Origin of the sequence: Arthrobacter sp. Soil762, from assembly GCF_001428335.1 — a bacterium.
GTDB lineage: Bacteria > Actinomycetota > Actinomycetes > Actinomycetales > Micrococcaceae > Arthrobacter.
Genome location: NZ_LMSG01000002.1, coordinates 130133 through 146424, shown reverse-complemented (window position 1 = coordinate 146424; position 16292 = coordinate 130133). Strand labels below are relative to the sequence as shown.

Genomic DNA, 16292 nt, shown 5'->3' with positions numbered 1-16292 from the left:
CTGCGACTCAGGAACTGCACTCACACGAACTCCCCCAGAAGGAACGCATGATCCAGGAAACGGCTGCGGAACGCCTTGAGCGCGTCGGCGCCGCTGCGTACCGGATCCGGCATCACGCTTTGAACATGGGCGAGGTGCAGGGCCAGGGCTATGTGGGCCAGGCCCTCGGCGCGGCAGACATGCTGGCCACCGCGTACTCCGACCAGCTCCGCTTCCGCGCCGATGACCCGGAATGGGACGCCCGGGACCGGTTCCTGCTCTCCACCGGGCATTATGCGATCGGGCACTACGCGGCATTGGCCGAAGCCGGCACCATCCCCGTAGCCGAACTCGAAACATACGGCTCGGACGACTCCCGGCTGCCGATGTCCGGAATGTCCACCTACACCCCCGGCATGGAAATCTCCGGCGGATCCCTGGGCCACGGCCTGCCCATCGCCGTCGGCATGGCCCTGGGCCTGCGCTACCAGGACTCCAACGCCAGGGTCTACAACTTCCTCTCCGACGGCGAACTCGACGAAGGCTCCACCTGGGAGGCCGCCATGGGCGCCCACCACCACCAGCTCGGGAACCTCACCGCCATGGTGGACATCAACGCCCTGCAGGCCGACGGCAAAACCGACACAGTCCTCCGCACCGAGCCCGTGACCGAAAAATGGGAAGCATTCGGCTGGTACACCCAGCGTGTGGACGGGAACGACGTCGGCTCGCTGCTCGCAGCGTTCGACAACGCAGCCGCCCAGGCCGCTGCCGTCGGACGTCCCTCCGTGATCCTTTGTGACACGAAGGTGGGCCGCGGCGTCCCGCTGCTGGAGGAGCGCGAAAAGGCGCACTTTATGCGCATCGAAGAACACGAATGGCAGACCTGCCGCGAACAGCTGACTGCAGGATACGAAGGAAAGGACGCCCGATGAGCACCGCCACCGCCACCACAGGCGCTGCCCCCAAGCTGAAGACGTCGGCAATGATCGCGTCCTTCGCCGACCCCGGCCAGAAAACTGCCTCCGCACCTTTCGGGCATGCGCTCGTCAAAGCCGCGCAGGAGAACGACAAAATTGTGGGCCTTACCGCGGACCTCGGCAAATACACCGACATGCACATCTTCGCCCAGGCCTACCCCGAACGGTTCTTCCAAATGGGAATGGCCGAACAGCTGCTCTTCGGTGCCGCCGCGGGCCTAGCCGAGACGGGCCTGATCCCGTTCGCGTCCACGTACTCCGTGTTCGCCGCACGCCGCGCCTACGATTTCCTCTGCCTCGACAGCGCCGAACCCAACCTGAACGTCAACATCGTCGGGGGGCTCCCGGGCCTTACCACCGGCTACGGACCCAGCCACCAGGCCACCGAGGACATGGCCATCTTCCGCGGCATGCCCAACCTGACGATCGTGGACCCCTGCGACTCGATCGACATCGAACAGGCCGTCCCCCAACTCGCCGCCAGCGACGGACCCACCTACCTGCGCCTGCTCCGCGGCAACGTGCCCACGGTCCTGGACGAATACGACTACACCTTCGAGCTCGGCAAAGCCAAGGTTTTGCGCGGCGGCAACGACGTTGTCTTCATCTCCTCCGGGCTGATGACCATGCGCGCCCTGCAGGCAGCGAAAGCCCTCGCGGCACACAACGTGGACGTCGCCGTCGTCCACACACCCACCATCAAACCGTTCGACGCCGCCACCGTCCTGGCCGAAATCAACACCGATCGCCTCGCCGTGACCCTGGAAAACCACAGCGTGACCGGCGGCCTCTTCGAGACCGTCGCCTCCGCCGTCGTCACCGTGGGGCTCGGCAAGAGGGTAGTGCCGGTGGCGCTGCCGGATGAGTTCCTCGACGCCGGCGCCCTGCCCACCCTCCACGACCGCTACGGACTCACCGTCGAAAAAATCGTCGCGAAAGTCCTCGCCGAACTGAAGTAGAAGCGTTTCGCCGGAAGCGCGGAGCCGTCCCGGCCGGGGCCGCGCTTCTGGCGTACCATCGACAGTTAACACATCGACTGTAAACAGTTGACCCCTGACATTGAGGAAGTATCACGATGGCCGGAGCAACAGCATCGCTGCTGGGACTGCAAAAGAAGAGCCTTCGCGAGCAGGCCCTCTCGGCACTGCGCGCCGCCATCACCAGCGGCGAGCTGGAGCCGGGGCGGCACCTGGTGGAAACCGAGCTGTCGGAAATGCTCCAGATCAGCCGCGGCACGTTGCGGGAAGCGCTGCGCCAACTCGAACAGGAAGGCCTCCTCTCCCCCGGGCCCCGGGGCCGGCTTTCCGTCCGGCACCTGGATGAGAAGGAAATCCGCGACATCTACTCCGTCCGGGCAGCACTTGAATCCCTTGCGGCCCGCACCCTGTGCGAACTCCCGGACCGGGAGCACGTCATCACCTCGCTGCGGGCCGCCATTGAAGCCATGGCCGCCGCAGAGAAGGCCAGCCTGCAGGAACGCATCGAATCGGATCTGGAATTCCATCGGACCCTGTGCCGCCTGACCGGCAACGAAACCCTGCTGCATTCCTGGGAGTCGCTGGAAGGGTCCATCCGGATGTCCATCATGTTCGCGGGCAGGGACAAAGGTGTGAAGAACATGAGCGTGGACCGTCATTACGACATCGTCACCGCCATCGAGACCGGAGACGCCTCGCTGGCCCGGAACACAATCCGCGAACACATGGACACCGCTGCTGCGAACCTTGTGGCGTAGGGCAGCGGACTTAGAACAGCCCGGGCAGCCTGCCGCTCGCGGCTGTGTATTTTCCGGGAGGGACCGTAGGAGACCGACGCCGTATACTCGGTGCCAGCCATGACCATCCTTCCGTCCTCCCCCGCCAGCGTCCGCATTGATGCGTGGCTGTGGGCGATCCGCGCCTACAAGACACGCTCTGCCGCCACCGCGTCGTGCCGGGCCGGGCACGTGCGGCTGAACGGAAGCCCGGCCAAAGCCTCGGCTACTCTGGTCACGGGCGACACCGTCACCGTGCGGATGTCCGGCTTCGAACGCACCCTCGAAGTCCGCCGCCTGATCGCCAAACGCGTCGGCGCAGAGGTGGCTTCGCACTGCTTCACCGACCACACGCCGCCAAGGCCGGTGGCGCCGGCACTGGGCCTCCCGCAGCGCGACCGTGGCGCGGGACGTCCCACCAAGAAGGACCGCCGCGAGATGGAACGGCTCAAGGGCCCCGCAACCTAGGCCCTCGAGGCCGGCAGCCTCGGTACGTGGGAACTGCTGCGAAACCCTTCATCAATGTTCCCGTCGGGTCAGAGTCCTGCTCCGCGACCGAGCTAGCAGAATTGGAACTGTGAACAACATCGTCCTGACCTCCGTCCGACAGCCCGGCGAGGACACCGTCTCGGACCTTTACATCGTTGATGGCGTGGTGACGCGGATCAGCGCCGGCGAGGGAATCCCTGGCGGCGCCCGCGTGCTCAGCCTGGATGGGCGCTACGTTATTCCAGGGCTCTGGGACGAGCACGTCCACATGACCCAGTGGGCACTGCACTCAAACAGGCCGGACCTGTCCGCCGCCGCATCCGCGCACGACGCTGCCGCCGACGTCGGACTTTCTGTTCGCGACGCCGATCCTTCGGTCACCACGGTGGGGGTGGGCTTCCGCGACGCCCTGTGGGCGGACGTCCCCACTCTGGAAATGCTCGACGCCGCCACCGGCAGCCAGGCCACCGCCCTGATCAGCCACGACCTGCATTGTGTCTGGCTGAACAGCGCTGCCGCCCGGCGCTACGGGGTGAAGGTTGATGCCGGCGGCCTGCTCCGGGAGGAACCTGCCTTTGCGCTGACCCGTGAGCTGGGCAAACTTCCGGATTTGGTGGTTGACGGCTGGGTCCGCGATGCGGCCCGGGCGGCATCCGCCCGTGGCATCGTGGGCATAGTCGATTTCGAGATGACCTGGAACCGCGACGCCTGGCTGCGCCGCATCGCCGGTGGATTCAACAGCCTGAGGGTGGAGGCCGGCGTCTACCCCGAGGACCTGGAGCGGGCCCACAACGACGGCATGCGCACAGGCATGGAGCTCGACGGCGGCAAGGGGCTCCTGCGGGCCGGTCCGCTGAAGGTGCTCATCGACGGTTCGCTGAATACACGGACGGCGTTTTGTGTGGACCCGTACCCCGACGGCGGCTACGGGCTGCTGACTGTCAGCTTTGACGACTTGGTGTCGCTGCTTCGGCAGGCGCGGGAATACGGCTTTGTCCCGGCGGTCCATGCCATCGGGGATGGCGCCAACCAGGCGGCACTGGATGCCTTCGAGCGCGCCGGGATCGGCGGCCGGATTGAGCACGCGCAGTTTGTCCGGACGGAGGATCTGGCCCGCTTTGGACCTTTGGGAGTTACGGCCAGCGTGCAGCCGGTGCATGCACTGGATGACCGGGACGCCGCGGAGTCCAACTGGGGCGGCCGCACGCAGCGGGCGTTTCCGCTGAGATCCCTCCTCGACGCCGGAGCCACGTTGGCGCTGGGTTCTGACGCACCGGTTGCGCCGCTGGATCCGTGGGCCGCGATGTCGGCGGCCACCACCAGGTCCCGGCAGGATGCCCGCGGGCCATGGCATCCCCAGGAATGCATCAGCCGGGGGCAGGCACTTACCGCTTCAGCCAGGGGCCGCAGCCGGATTCGGGTCGGGGACCCGGCGGACCTGGTGGTGCTCGACGCCGATCCGCTGACCTCGCCGGACCCGAAATTCGCCGCCATGCCGGTTGCGGCAACGCTGGTGGCCGGCCGCTTCACGTACGACGGCGGCCTGGCTTAGTTCCGCACTTTGGCCTGCACGAGATTCGCGAACGGCAGCTTGCCGTGGTCCGCGAGGAAGGCAGCGTGGTACGCGGCCTCAGCCTGGCTCACTTCCTCGGCAGGGAGCTCTTTCCACGCCATGATGAGTTCATCGGTGTGGGTCAGCTGCCAGATGAGGCGGCCGTCCCAATGGCCCGGCGGCCTGCCCCGCCCAAAATCCAGGAACTCCTTGATCTGATTCCGGAGACCCCGGTTGCCCTTGCTCCCCGGCCCGGCTTTGCCAATATAGAGAATGTCCGCGCCGTCCACCCATTCAGCCCATATGGCGTCCGCCGGCAGGGTGGGATTCTTTTTCTTAAAGGTCCCGGCGGTGCTGATCTTCAGGAAATGCGGCTCGAACTCATTCGGCCGGAGGACGGCGAACACCCCGGTGCCCTGCGGAACCCTGATGATCTCAAGGCTGTCGAAGCTCCGGAAGCCGGCAAAGCCGTCGGACTTGAGCGTTTTCCTGTTCATCATGACGACGTTACCCGGCCCGGCACCGGTCCGGAGCTAACTTTGCACTGCGCACCTATAGGTCCAAAAGCGTAGAGTGGGCTTAGACGCCTGTTTCTGGACGCCGTGCTGCTGAGGGAGAGATCGTGACGATTGACTGGGACGAAAAAAAGGCCCTGCTACAGGAACCAAACATCGCGGCGGTAACGCAGCTCTGCGATGAACTGATGGAAAAGAAGCCAGGGTCCGTCGTCCCCTACATCGACCCCGTGCACGACGAGGACGAATGCCGGATCGTCAGCCTCCACGTCAGTCCCGGCAAGGGCACCGAATCGGGCTTCGTCTCCCATTTCAACGACGACGAAGCCGCCCGCCGTGCCACCCAGATTTACGAACTTGCCGAGCTTGATCCGCGCTATGTGATGCCGTGGAATGCGTACCCGTGGGTGCGGGATCCGGAGCTTCCGTCGGCGCTGAACGTCCAGGAGAAGACTGACGGTCTGCGGCCCTTCCGGCAGTTCCTCAAGATCAACCGCCGTGTCTCCGCAGTCATCGCACACGGCACGGACGCTTCCACGTTCCTCACCCTTTTCGAGAAGACCTACCATTCTTCCCTGAAGAACAGCGGCATCAAGATCTACAAGGCCAGCGCGCTCGGCGGGCGGGCCTTTGCTGTTTCTGAAGCAAAACAGGAGGATCTCCTCGCCAAAAGCGTGGACGTCTACAAGGACGCCATGCAGCGGGCAGGCATCCAGCACCTCTAGCCACTCGCGAGATGGCAGTTCGCGGCAGTTCAGGAGCCGGACACTGCCGCCAAGTGCCATGTCGCGGACGTACGACGGCGGAAGTCACCGCGGGTGCCTCAGGCTTCCAGCAGGCGCCTGCGGTGCTTGAGCTCCTTCACCCACGCCCTGGTGACCATGTCAGGGAACGGCGAGCGGCCGTCGTCGTGCTTCTCCGGACCTCCGAGCCCTGCGAACGCGGTTCCTGCCTCCAGGTCGGGGATCAGCGGACCTGACGCTTTAAGGGCAAGCTCCAGCACCTGGGCGGCCGTCCGGTCACTCAGCCCCAAGCCCGCGGCCCAGCCCAGAAAGTGGCGGCGCGAGATTCCGCTGCGCTTTCCGTTCAGGGTCAATGCCAGGGTCTTGTCCCCGTAGACCACTGTGGAGGGGATGTCGTAGACCGGGGCGATGGTCCACTCGCCATGCGGCTGCTGGACCATGGAAACGTTCTTGGCGTGCAGGTCCCCGTTGCCGCTCAGCCACGCAAACGCCCCCTGAATGGCCAGGTTTCGGAGTGCCGGGAGCGGCGCCGAGCAGTAGTCGGCCAGCGCATGGCAGACCTGCCCATAAGCCACGTTGTATTTGTCCGCAGGGTAGAGCTTCAGGACCTGGGCCCCGTCCTCCACCGCCAGCCGCCGGACGTCATCGGGCCCGTCTCCGGGAAGCGGGATCCGGTCGAAACGCTCCACCAGCAGACCCGGCCGGCCCGCGACGTCGCGGATCAGCCTTACGTTGCTGACCGGGATCCGGAGCTTGGCGGCGTACCGAAACATCACCAGCTCGTTCTCCACCACATGCGGGAATTCGGGGGCGTTGAGCTTAAGGATGAACCGCTTGCCGGCGCTGGCCACAGGGAGCGAGATCATGCCGGCAGACAGCTTGTCCTGCACACCGGCGAGCGCCACGGGGTCAATAAGGTCCGGATCGCCGAGCAACTTGTCGAAATCAACCGGCAGCTTGGGATCCAGCTGGACAGCGTGCTCGTCCGGATCCAGCGCCTCGCCGTGGCCTACGATCTGGACGTCGCCCACCGGATTCCCGCCGGCGGCGATCAGCAGGGACAGGTCGTCGTCGGCGCTGGTCTTGATGGAGCGCCGCAGCGCGTTGAGCCGACGGCCCTCGGGCAGGAGGCCGGTGAAGTAGGGCGGCGCCGCCCCCGCCGCGGAATCGACGGGTGCGCCGGTGAGCGGCAGGGAACTGGCGACGGCGGGTCCCCCGGACGCGAGGTACGCCGGCACGTAGCTGAACCGGGTGCCGCCGTCGTGCCGTTCAAGCCGCGCGGCGAGCACTCCGGCCTTGTAGATGTCTGCGATGCGGTGCTTCATGGCTGTGTTTCGTGACCGCTGACGTGGCCTTCGAGCGCACGTGCATTTTTGCTCGTTCTTGTGGCGAGCCGGAGCTCCAGGCCCACCGCGTCCAGGACGGCCAGCAGGGAATCCAGCTGGACACTTGGCTTGCCCTGCTCTACGAACCTGACGAAACGTTCGGAGACCCCGGCCAGGTCGGCGAGGTCCTGTTGGGTCAGGCCCAGCGATATGCGGCGCGAGCGGACCTCTGAAAGCAACTGATCCCCAAATGCGTCGGCCATGGGCACTCCAATAGGTACGATCGTTCCGAAACTGGCTCCTAGCCAGCTTAAGACTTCGTGGTTGCCCATGTAAAGGGCATACCGGCACGTTCGTACCGGAGAGTTATTAGGTGAGCAGGGGCGTAAAACCATAACTGCGACAAACTAATCATTGCCTTAGTCGCCGCGGCCGCCCTGGTGGCAGGCTCGTTAGTTGTGGCCGCAGCAGCCAATTCCGATGCCGGAACGGTAGTCCGTATCGTCGATGGCGACACGTTGGTGGTCTCAATCAACAACGGCGACCACACCATCCGGCTGCTCAACATCGACACGCCTGAAACGAAGGACCCCAACCTGCCGGTTGAATGCCTTGGCCTCAGGGCCACGGAATACCTCGAGGGGCTGCTGCCGAAAGGCACCCGGGTCAAGCTTGAATCCGATAAGGAACGGCACGACCAATACGGCCGGACCCTCGCCGGAGTCTTCGCTCCGGACGGCTCCCTGGTGAATGCCGAGATCGCGCGGGAAGGGCTGGGGATCCCCGTACAGTACGGCGAAAACCGTAAGTTCCTGCCGCCGGTCGAAGCAGCCTACGCGGAAGCCATGTCGGCCAAGAGTGGCCTGTTTTCCGATCAGGTCGACTGCACTGTACCTGCCTAAGTTGCGAAAACGACCAAGGCGCTTGAAACCGCAACAGCAGCTGAGCCCGCAACCACCTCAGCTGCTGCAGGCGTAGCGGCGGCAGTACTTGTCACCCAACTGGCGCAAAGGCCCTCAGAACTGTTCTTGCTGCCAGCAAGGATACACAGAGGGCAATCTACTGGGCCGGCCTGACGGCCACCGTCGCGGCGGCATACCTTTCGACACTGGACAACAAGGTCGCCGCGGCAGCGAAGAAGCGGGACGAAACGAAGGCCTTGCAGGACACACTCGCCGCGGCAGAGAAGAAGGCACACGAGGGCCGCCTGGCCGCCGAAGCGCAGGCTGCAGCAGAAAAGAAGGCCGCAGAGGAGCGCGCGGCGGCAGGCGGCCGACGAGGCAGCCGTAGCAGAAGCGGCCCGTCAGGCCGAGGTCGAGCGCCTACGAAGGTTGCCTTCACCCGCACCCTACATACCGCCGGCACCCAACCGTACATTCCGCCTGCTCCCGCCCCTTATGTACCACCGGCTACCAAGTACACGGGTCCACGCTGCTATGCACCGGGCGGGGGGCCTGGAGCCCCTGCTGAGATAGGCGGAAGGCAGCGGGTCCCAGGCGCTCTTGGGACACGCCGCGTATTAGACCCGATGCGGGCCCGGATTATTCGTCGGCTTCAACGCTTCAGACTTTCATCGGGGCATCGATAACAATTAAAAGCACGCACCCAATTGACGCCCCGCGTTAAGCGTCAGGTTCGAGCGGCACGGGCTCGAACCAGTTGCCACATGATCCGCGTTCTTGACACCACTCAGTGACAAGTGCCATAGTCGTAATATGGACCTGTTGGACAGCTGGACAGCTAGACAAGATCGCATAGTGCGGGTGGGCGCCGCCGAAGCCGTCTTTGCCTCCCTGCGGGGCGCCATCGAAGGCGGCAAGATTCCCGTCGGTACCCGTCTTGACTCGGAGACGTCCCTGGCCAAGCAGTACGGCGTGAGCCGCACCATGGTCCGGGAAGCCTTGCGTTCATGCACGGCACTCGGGCTCACCGCCACGCACACCGGCAAGGGCACGTTCGTCATCTCGGACAGGGTGGCCCCCGACCTGAAGCTCGGCAAATATTCCGCCCGCGCCCTGGTAGAGGCGCGGCCGCACATCGAAGTTCCTGCAGCAGGCCTTGCCGCCGAGCGCCGCAGCAACGAAGATGTGGAGGCACTTCGGGAAATTCTCCAGGAGATGTCCCGCGCGGATGACCTGCAGCAGTGGGTGCTCCTGAACACCGAGTTCCACGCCACGATCGCGCGGTGCAGCGGAAACGGCGTCTTTGAACAGTTTTTGTCCGACATTGTCGATGCAATGGCGAACCAGTCGAACACGCTCAACCTCGTGGCGGACCGGCGAGCCGAGTCCGGTGAAGAACATGCCCGCATCTTCGAAGCCATCGAAAGCGGCTCGGTAGAAGGTGCACGCGAAGCGATGACCCAGCACTTGCATGGCGTGGAATGCGCCTTGAGCACAGTTGTCCCCGGTGGAAAGACGCCGTCCGGCATCATCCCTTAGTCCACCGGCCCCTAAGTCCCCCGTCCTGCCCGCCCTCCTCCTGAGTGTGCTGGTTATCTTGCCCAACTGTTCGCCGCACGCCTATTCTGCGGCGCAGTTCAAACGTGCCTCCCGCACACGCTGAACGTATTCCGTCCAAGCCCGTCAACGAAGCCCTGTGAGGACCAGCATGACCACCAGCCAGACCGCCATTGATGCCGTACCCGAAACCCGGTCCGAGCACGACCTCCTGGGTGACCGCGATGTCCCAGGCAACGCCTACTGGGGCGTCCACACGCTCCGCGCCGTCGAAAACTTCCCCATCACGGGGCAGCCGCTGTCCTCCAACATGCACCTGGTCCGGGGACTGGCCGCCGTGAAGCTGGCCGCTGCCCGCACCAACCGCGAGCTGGGTCTGCTTGACGCCGAACGCGGCCAGGCGATCGAGCAGGCGTGCACCGACGTGATGAACGGACAGCTCAGCGACCAGTTTGTGGTGGACGTGATCCAGGGCGGCGCCGGGACGTCGTCGAACATGAACGCGAACGAGGTCATCGCCAACCGTGCCCTCGAAATCCTCGGCCACGCCAAAGGCGACTACGCCCGCCTGCACCCCAACGACCACGTGAACCTCAGCCAGTCCACCAACGACGTGTACCCCACCGCGGTGAAGCTGGGCACCATCTTCGCTGGCCGGGAACTGCTGGACGCACTCGCCGAACTCGAAGAGGCCTTCGCCGCCAAAGCACTGGAATTCCGTACCGTGGTGAAGATGGGCCGCACGCAGCTGCAGGACGCCGTCCCCATGACGCTGGGCCAGGAGTTCGGCACTTACGCCATCACCATCGGCGAGGACCGGCTGCGCCTGGCCGAGGCGGAACTGCTCATCCACGAGATCAACCTCGGCGCCACAGCCATCGGTACCGGCCTGAACGCCCCCGCCGGCTACACCGAGGCAGCCTGCCGGCACCTGGCCGAGGTCACCGGGCTCCCCCTGGTCACCGCCGTCGACCTCATCGAAGCCACCCAGGACGTGGGCGCGTTTGTGCACCTGTCCGGAGTGCTCAAGCGCGTGGCCGTGAAGCTCTCCAAGATCTGCAACGACCTCCGCCTGCTCTCCTCCGGCCCCCGCGCCGGCTTCGGCGAGATCAACCTGCCGGCCGTCCAGTCCGGCTCCTCCATCATGCCCGGCAAGATCAACCCGGTCATCCCGGAAGTGGTCAGCCAGGTGGCCTACGAGGTCATCGGCAACGACGTCACCATCACCATGGCCGCCGAAGCCGGCCAACTCCAGCTCAACGCTTTCGAACCCATCATTGTCCACAGCCTCCACAAGAGCATCTCCCACCTCGAAGCAGCCTGCCGCACCCTCACGGCACGCTGCGTCCGGGGCATCACCGCCAACACCGAGCACCTCCGGCTCACCGTGGAACAGTCAATCGGCCTGGTCACCGCCCTTAATCCACACCTTGGCTACGCCACCGCCACCGCCATCGCCCAGGAGGCTCTCGCCACCGGCAAGGGTGTGGCCGAACTCGTGCTCGAACACGGCCTGCTCACCGCCACCCAGCTCCAGGAACTCCTCAGTCCTGAACGCCTGGCGAACCTCAGTAAGTAGTTCCACCCGCACGTCCCTCCGATCACCATCCTGATACGGGGCACATCGTTGTGCCCAAAATCCCGCCGGGGCTCAAGGCTCAAAGACGAGGGCCCTTCCAGAGGGCTGAATCTCGGCATCTATCAAAGGACTGACTTTGAAAAACAAATCAACGAAATGGATCCTGGCCTCGCTCCTGATGGGAATCATCAGCGGCCTGGTGTTCCACTGGCTTCTCCCCGCGGATGTGCGGGACGCCTTCGTTGCCGTCTTCGACACGGTGACACACATGTTCCTGAACCTGATCAAGATGATCATTGCCCCGCTGATCTTCGCCACCCTGGTCTCCGGCATCGCCGGAGCTGCGAAATCAGCGGGTGTGGGAAAGCTCTTCGGCCGTTCGATGATCTGGTTCCTCTCCGCCTCAGTCCTGGTGGGCGCCTTTGGCTTCATCATGGCCCACCTGCTCAACGTGGGCTCAGGCCTTCACCTCGTGCCCACCGGTGATGCCGGGCTGGAGTCCAAGCCGCTCGACTTCCAGGCTTTTATCACCAACATCATCCCCACCAGCGTCTTCTCGGCCCTGACCACGAACAACCCGCTCCAGATCCTGGTGTTCGGCGCGCTTTTCGGCATCGCCCTGCTGAACCTCCGGAAAAAGGGCCACTCCTCCATCGCTGACGCGATCGACGAACTGATGAAGGTCATGTTGAAGGTCACCGGCTATGTGATGCTGGCAGCCCCGGTGGGCGTTTTCGCCGGAATCGCCTCGGCATTCACCGCGAAGGGCCTCGACGCGTTCGCCACCTACGCCTCATTCATCGGCGGATTCTATGTATCGCTCTCGGCCCTGTGGGTCATCATGATCGCCGTCGCCATGGCGTTCCTCGGCCGGGCGGCCTTCCGCCTGGTGCGAATGGTCCGCGAACCCATGGTCATAGCGTTCGCCACGTCCAGCAGCGAAGCGGCGCTGCCCAAACTCATCGAAGGCCTGACCAAGTTCGGCATCGAAAAGCGCACCACCGGCTTCGTGCTGCCGCTGGGGTACTCGTTCAACGTTGACGGTTCCATGATGTACATGACCTTCGCTTCGGTCTTCCTCATCAACGCCTACGGTATCGATATGGACCTGGGCCAGCAGATCGCCATGACGGCAATGCTCCTGCTCAGCAGCAAAGGCATGGCCGGCGTGCCACGGGGTTCGCTTGTGGTGGTGGCCGCCGTCATCCCCGGCTTCGGGGTCCCGGCCGCCGGTATCGCGGTCCTGCTGGTAGTGGACCAACTGCTGGACATGGGGCGCACCGCCACCAACATCCTCGGAAATGCTATCGCCACCGCCGTCATCGGAAGGAAACACGACGACGCCATGCCCGACGCCACGGGGCTCCCGGCTGCGGACGCAGAAGAAGCCCGGGCCCCCGCTCCAGCAATGCACTGATCGAGTCACGCCCTGAAAGGCATGCGAAACATGATTCATTCATTCACGTTCCCCGAAGACGCGGACCGTCGCCGCGACGTCCGGTCGAGGATCATCGAGCATCTCGCCCGTAACGGAGCGAGCAAGGTGTCCGACATCAGCTGCGCCATCAATTCCTCCAGGGAAAACGTCCGCTACCACCTGGCGGCACTTGAGGCCGCTTCGCTGGTCCGCTCCAACATTTCCCCCGGGACAAGGGCCGGCTGCACCCCCTTCTACGCCCTCGTACCCGCGACGGCGCGGTCCCGTCAACCGGTCCCCTGAGCTTCGCCCGCATTCCGCAACTCCGAACCTGACGGCGGTGGACCCTGGCCCGGGGATTCAACGTCCTCGGGCCAGGGCCCGCAAGCCCTTTGGGTACCAGCAGCGAAGCCGATGGGAACTTCGTCACGGAAGGCGGCGGAGGCTGCGGGCAGCAGACTCTGGCCGTCCGCCGGATCCCAGCCGACGCAGAACGTCCAGCGGCGACGGGTCCAGGGCCGGCGGTTACGCCGCCCCACCCGGTGCCGGCGGAACCCAGCGGTCGAGGGCTGCCTCCAGGGCGGCGGGGTCAACCGGTTTGGTGAGGTAATCGTCCATGCCGGCAGCGAGGCATCGCTCACGGTCTTCGTCCAGGGCGCTCGCAGTCATGGCAATGATGGGCAGATGTTTTGTCCCGTCGCTCTTGCGGATGGTCCTGGTGGCCTCAAATCCGTCCATCACAGGCATGTGGCAGTCCATAAGTACGGCCGCGTAAGGGGCTGCCGCAACAGCCGAAACGGCTTCGGCGCCGTCGGGCACAACGTCGACGAGGTAGCCCAGTCTCTTCACCATTTCCCGGGCAACAAGCTGGTTCACCTCGTTGTCCTCCACCACCAGGATGCGCCCCCGCGAAGGCAGGCTCTGCACCTCGGGCATACGACGGGCCGCAAGCCCTTCGGCCGTCTGCGCCCCTCCACTCAGCCGAAGAAGACGGTCGTAAAGTTCAGAGCTTCGCACCGGTTTCATCAGCCATTCACGGACACCCGCAGCTGCCAGCTCCGCCGGATCCAGCTGCGGCGATGACGTCAGCATGATCAGCGAGGCGGGAGCCAGAACTCGGTCGGCACGGATGGCCCGTGCCAGCTCCAGTCCGTCCATCTCCGGCATACACATATCCAGTACGACGACTTCGAAAGGCCGTCCGGCGATGACCGCTTGCCGGCAGCGGTCCAGGGCTGTACGCGCATCCCCGACGGTGTCCGCGTCCATGTTCCACGCCCTGAGCTGGGTTTCCAGCACCAGCCTGTTCGTAGCGTTGTCATCCACAATCAGGACCCTGACTCCGGTCAGCAGATCGGGGGAGCGGACCGCCGCCTCCTCGCTGCCCACGGAAGCCGCGGCGGGCTGCAGCGGGAGCACAAACCAGAATGTGCTGCCCTCCCCTGGAGCGCTGGTCAGCCCGATTTCACCACCCATCACCTCAGTCAGTCGCCGCGAGATCGCCAGCCCCAGCCCGGTCCCGCCGTACCGGCGCGTGGTGGAGGAATCGGCCTGGGAAAAGGACTCGAACAGGCGCCGATGTTGTTCTGGCTCAATTCCGATCCCGGTGTCACGGACATCAAACCGCACCGCAGGCCCGCGGGGATGCTGGTCAACCGGCTGCACGCGGACGGACACCTCCCCGGCCGGCGTGAACTTTACGGCGTTGGAGGCAAGATTGAGCAGGACCTGCCGGATGCGTCCGGCGTCTCCGGACAGCAGGGCCGGCACGTCCGGGCGGCAGAAGGCGATGAGCTCCAGACCTTTGACGCGGGCAGACTCGCTCAGCAGGCCCGCCACTTCCTCCACCAGAAGCCGGGGATCAAAGGCGGCAATGTCCAAATCAACCTTCCCGGCCTCCAGCTTGGACAGATCCAGGATGTCGTTGATCAGGGCCAGCAGCAACGCGCCCGCCCCCCTGACCCCTTCGGCGTACCGGCGCTGCGTCTCATCCAGCGGCGTCTCCAGCAACAAAGCGGTCAGGCCGATAACGCCGTTCATCGGTGTCCGGATCTCATGGCTCATTGTCGCCAGGAATTCGGACTTCAACCGGCTCGATTCGAGCGCTGCCTCCCGCGCGGCGAGAAGCTCTGCCGCTGCCCGCCGCTGTCCGGTAATGTCGCGAACGATCTTCGCCATTCCGCGTACGCCGCCGCCTTCGGCCCGGATGGGAGAGATGGTCACGGAAACGGGGACCGTCGTCCCGTCTTTGCGGACGCGCTCCGCCTCAAAACTCCGCGCGACCCCGCGCTCCCGGACATCAGCGAGCAAGGCCTCCTCGCTCCGGCGGAGATGATCCGGGATCAGGAACTGGACGTCCCGGCCTGTCACCTCGTCCGCGCCGTACCCGTACAGCTTTTCGGCGCCGCGGTTCCAGCTGGTGATCACACCATCCGGGGTGATGCCGATGATCGCGTCGGCCGAGGAATTCACAATGGCGCCAAGACCCTCCAGCTGTGCAATCGCTTCACGGGCGTGGTCCTCTGCACGCCGGCGTGCCGTGATGTCACGGAAGCTCCAGACCCGGCCGACGATGTCATCCCCCACCCGCTGGGGCCGGGAGTAGCGTTCAAACGTCCGGCCATCACGGAACTCCAGCACGTCCAGGCTCTCAGCTCCCGGATCGGCGTACAGCTCCTGGACCTTGCGCATGAAGCTGCCCGGATCGGAGAGCTGATCCAAGACGAAGCCGATTACTTTGCTGTCATCGTGGGAATCCAGCAGGTCTGCCGGGATGCCCCACAACGCGGCGAACCGTTCATTGGAACCGGCAATCTTCCCGTCCGCAGTCACCACCAGGATGCCGTCGGCGGTGGATTCCAGGGTAGCGCCGAGCAGCGAAAGGGCATCCCGCAGCTCGCTGTCCGTGCGGCGGCGTTCGCTCACGTCCCGGACGGAGGCAACGATGTCCGCGCCCGGACGGTCACCGAGGGCGGCGGCGCTGATTTCGATGGGGAACTCGGTCCCGTCGCAGCGCAGGCCAAACAGACCCAGGCCTGTACCGATCCGGAGCATCCGCTGCCCGGACGTGAAATCATCACTTGTGCCTGCAATTTGGGCTTCGAACCGCTCGGGCAGGAGCATTCCGTAGTGCCTGTCCAGCAACTCATCGCGCCGGTAACCGAAGAGCTTTTCCGCCTGGTTGTTGGCGAAGACGATGAAACCCTCAGCGCTGACCCTCAGTAACGCGTCAGGAGCCGCTTCGACCATCTCCTGGTAAAAATCCGTTGCTGGATCGTTGCCCTTGACTGCCTGTTCCATTAAGCCCCCACCAAAAGGTTCGCGGCCTTCGCCGCCGCGCATCCAGGCGGCCGGATGAGCCTACCCACGCACAGCATATCCGGCAGCCCCTGTTGCGCCCTGAGGGCTGGACAAGCTGATCGCTCCCGCGGGCCGTTGCCCTGAAGTCAGCCTGGCTGGAATCAACGTTGCGTCAGGGGAGCCCCGGGTCGGCGCCGGATT

The 16292-nt window shown here is 64.9% G+C and carries 15 protein-coding genes; 11 read left to right on the top strand and 4 right to left on the bottom strand.

Going from position 1 to position 16292, the window contains the following annotated elements:
* Positions 1 to 47 precede the first annotated feature (47 nt).
* From ASG77_RS05255 to ASG77_RS05235, 5 genes are all read left to right on the top strand, one after another.
* The gene (locus ASG77_RS05255; RefSeq protein WP_056342040.1) at positions 48 to 914 is read left to right on the top strand and encodes a transketolase; all 867 of its coding nucleotides are present in this window, start codon (positions 48 to 50) and stop codon (positions 912 to 914) included.
* Positions 911 to 1918, top strand: a complete 1008-nt coding sequence (locus ASG77_RS05250; RefSeq protein WP_056342037.1) for a transketolase family protein — start codon at positions 911 to 913, stop codon at positions 1916 to 1918. Before ASG77_RS05255 ends, ASG77_RS05250 begins: the two co-directional genes overlap by 4 nt.
* Before the next feature lie 116 nt (positions 1919 to 2034).
* Positions 2035 to 2694 carry a GntR family transcriptional regulator gene (locus ASG77_RS05245; RefSeq protein ID WP_056342034.1) on the top strand — a complete coding sequence of 220 codons (660 nt, stop codon included), beginning with the start codon at positions 2035 to 2037 and terminating at the stop codon, positions 2692 to 2694.
* A 99-nt stretch (positions 2695 to 2793) separates the two neighbouring features.
* The gene (locus ASG77_RS05240) at positions 2794 to 3180 is read left to right on the top strand and encodes an RNA-binding S4 domain-containing protein (protein ID WP_056342031.1); all 387 of its coding nucleotides are present in this window, start codon (positions 2794 to 2796) and stop codon (positions 3178 to 3180) included.
* Positions 3181 to 3289: 109 nt separating this feature from the next.
* Positions 3290 to 4753, top strand: coding sequence for an amidohydrolase (locus ASG77_RS05235; RefSeq protein WP_056342028.1), 1464 nt, complete (start codon positions 3290 to 3292; stop codon positions 4751 to 4753).
* Here ASG77_RS05235 and ASG77_RS05230 read toward each other — a convergent pair.
* A complete protein-coding gene (locus tag ASG77_RS05230; protein WP_235564331.1) occupies positions 4750 to 5250 on the bottom strand; it encodes a hypothetical protein in 501 nt (166 codons plus the stop codon). The genes ASG77_RS05235 and ASG77_RS05230 overlap by 4 nt on opposite strands.
* A 125-nt stretch (positions 5251 to 5375) precedes the next feature.
* Between ASG77_RS05230 and ASG77_RS05225 the strand changes: the two genes are divergently transcribed.
* Positions 5376 to 5993, top strand: a complete 618-nt coding sequence (locus ASG77_RS05225) for a uracil-DNA glycosylase (RefSeq protein WP_056342023.1) — start codon at positions 5376 to 5378, stop codon at positions 5991 to 5993.
* A 98-nt stretch (positions 5994 to 6091) separates the two neighbouring features.
* Here ASG77_RS05225 and ASG77_RS05220 read toward each other — a convergent pair whose 3' ends face one another.
* A complete protein-coding gene (locus ASG77_RS05220; RefSeq protein WP_056342020.1) occupies positions 6092 to 7336 on the bottom strand; it encodes a type II toxin-antitoxin system HipA family toxin in 1245 nt (414 codons plus the stop codon).
* Positions 7333 to 7599, bottom strand: coding sequence for a helix-turn-helix transcriptional regulator (locus ASG77_RS05215; protein WP_056342017.1), 267 nt, complete (start codon positions 7597 to 7599; stop codon positions 7333 to 7335). Before ASG77_RS05215 ends, ASG77_RS05220 begins: the two co-directional genes overlap by 4 nt.
* Before the next feature lie 195 nt (positions 7600 to 7794).
* Between ASG77_RS05215 and ASG77_RS05210 the strand changes: the two genes are divergently transcribed.
* The 5 genes from ASG77_RS05210 (at position 7795) to ASG77_RS05190 (ending at position 13094) form a co-directional block, all read left to right on the top strand.
* Positions 7795 to 8238, top strand: a complete 444-nt coding sequence (locus ASG77_RS05210) for a thermonuclease family protein (protein WP_056342014.1) — start codon at positions 7795 to 7797, stop codon at positions 8236 to 8238.
* Between the two features lie 813 nt (positions 8239 to 9051).
* Positions 9052 to 9777 carry a FadR/GntR family transcriptional regulator gene (locus ASG77_RS05205; protein ID WP_056342010.1) on the top strand — a complete coding sequence of 242 codons (726 nt, stop codon included), beginning with the start codon at positions 9052 to 9054 and terminating at the stop codon, positions 9775 to 9777.
* A 169-nt stretch (positions 9778 to 9946) separates the two neighbouring features.
* Complete coding sequence (locus tag ASG77_RS05200) at positions 9947 to 11374, top strand: aspartate ammonia-lyase (protein WP_056342007.1); 1428 nt, start codon at positions 9947 to 9949, stop codon at positions 11372 to 11374.
* Between the two features lie 136 nt (positions 11375 to 11510).
* Positions 11511 to 12791 carry a dicarboxylate/amino acid:cation symporter gene (locus tag ASG77_RS05195; protein WP_056342006.1) on the top strand — a complete coding sequence of 427 codons (1281 nt, stop codon included), beginning with the start codon at positions 11511 to 11513 and terminating at the stop codon, positions 12789 to 12791.
* Positions 12792 to 12821: 30 nt separating this feature from the next.
* Positions 12822 to 13094, top strand: a complete 273-nt coding sequence (locus ASG77_RS05190; protein WP_056342003.1) for a winged helix-turn-helix domain-containing protein — start codon at positions 12822 to 12824, stop codon at positions 13092 to 13094.
* Between the two features lie 222 nt (positions 13095 to 13316).
* Here ASG77_RS05190 and ASG77_RS05185 read toward each other — a convergent pair whose 3' ends face one another.
* Positions 13317 to 16091 carry a PAS domain S-box protein gene (locus ASG77_RS05185; RefSeq protein ID WP_056342000.1) on the bottom strand — a complete coding sequence of 925 codons (2775 nt, stop codon included), beginning with the start codon at positions 16089 to 16091 and terminating at the stop codon, positions 13317 to 13319.
* Positions 16092 to 16292: the final 201 nt, after the last annotated feature.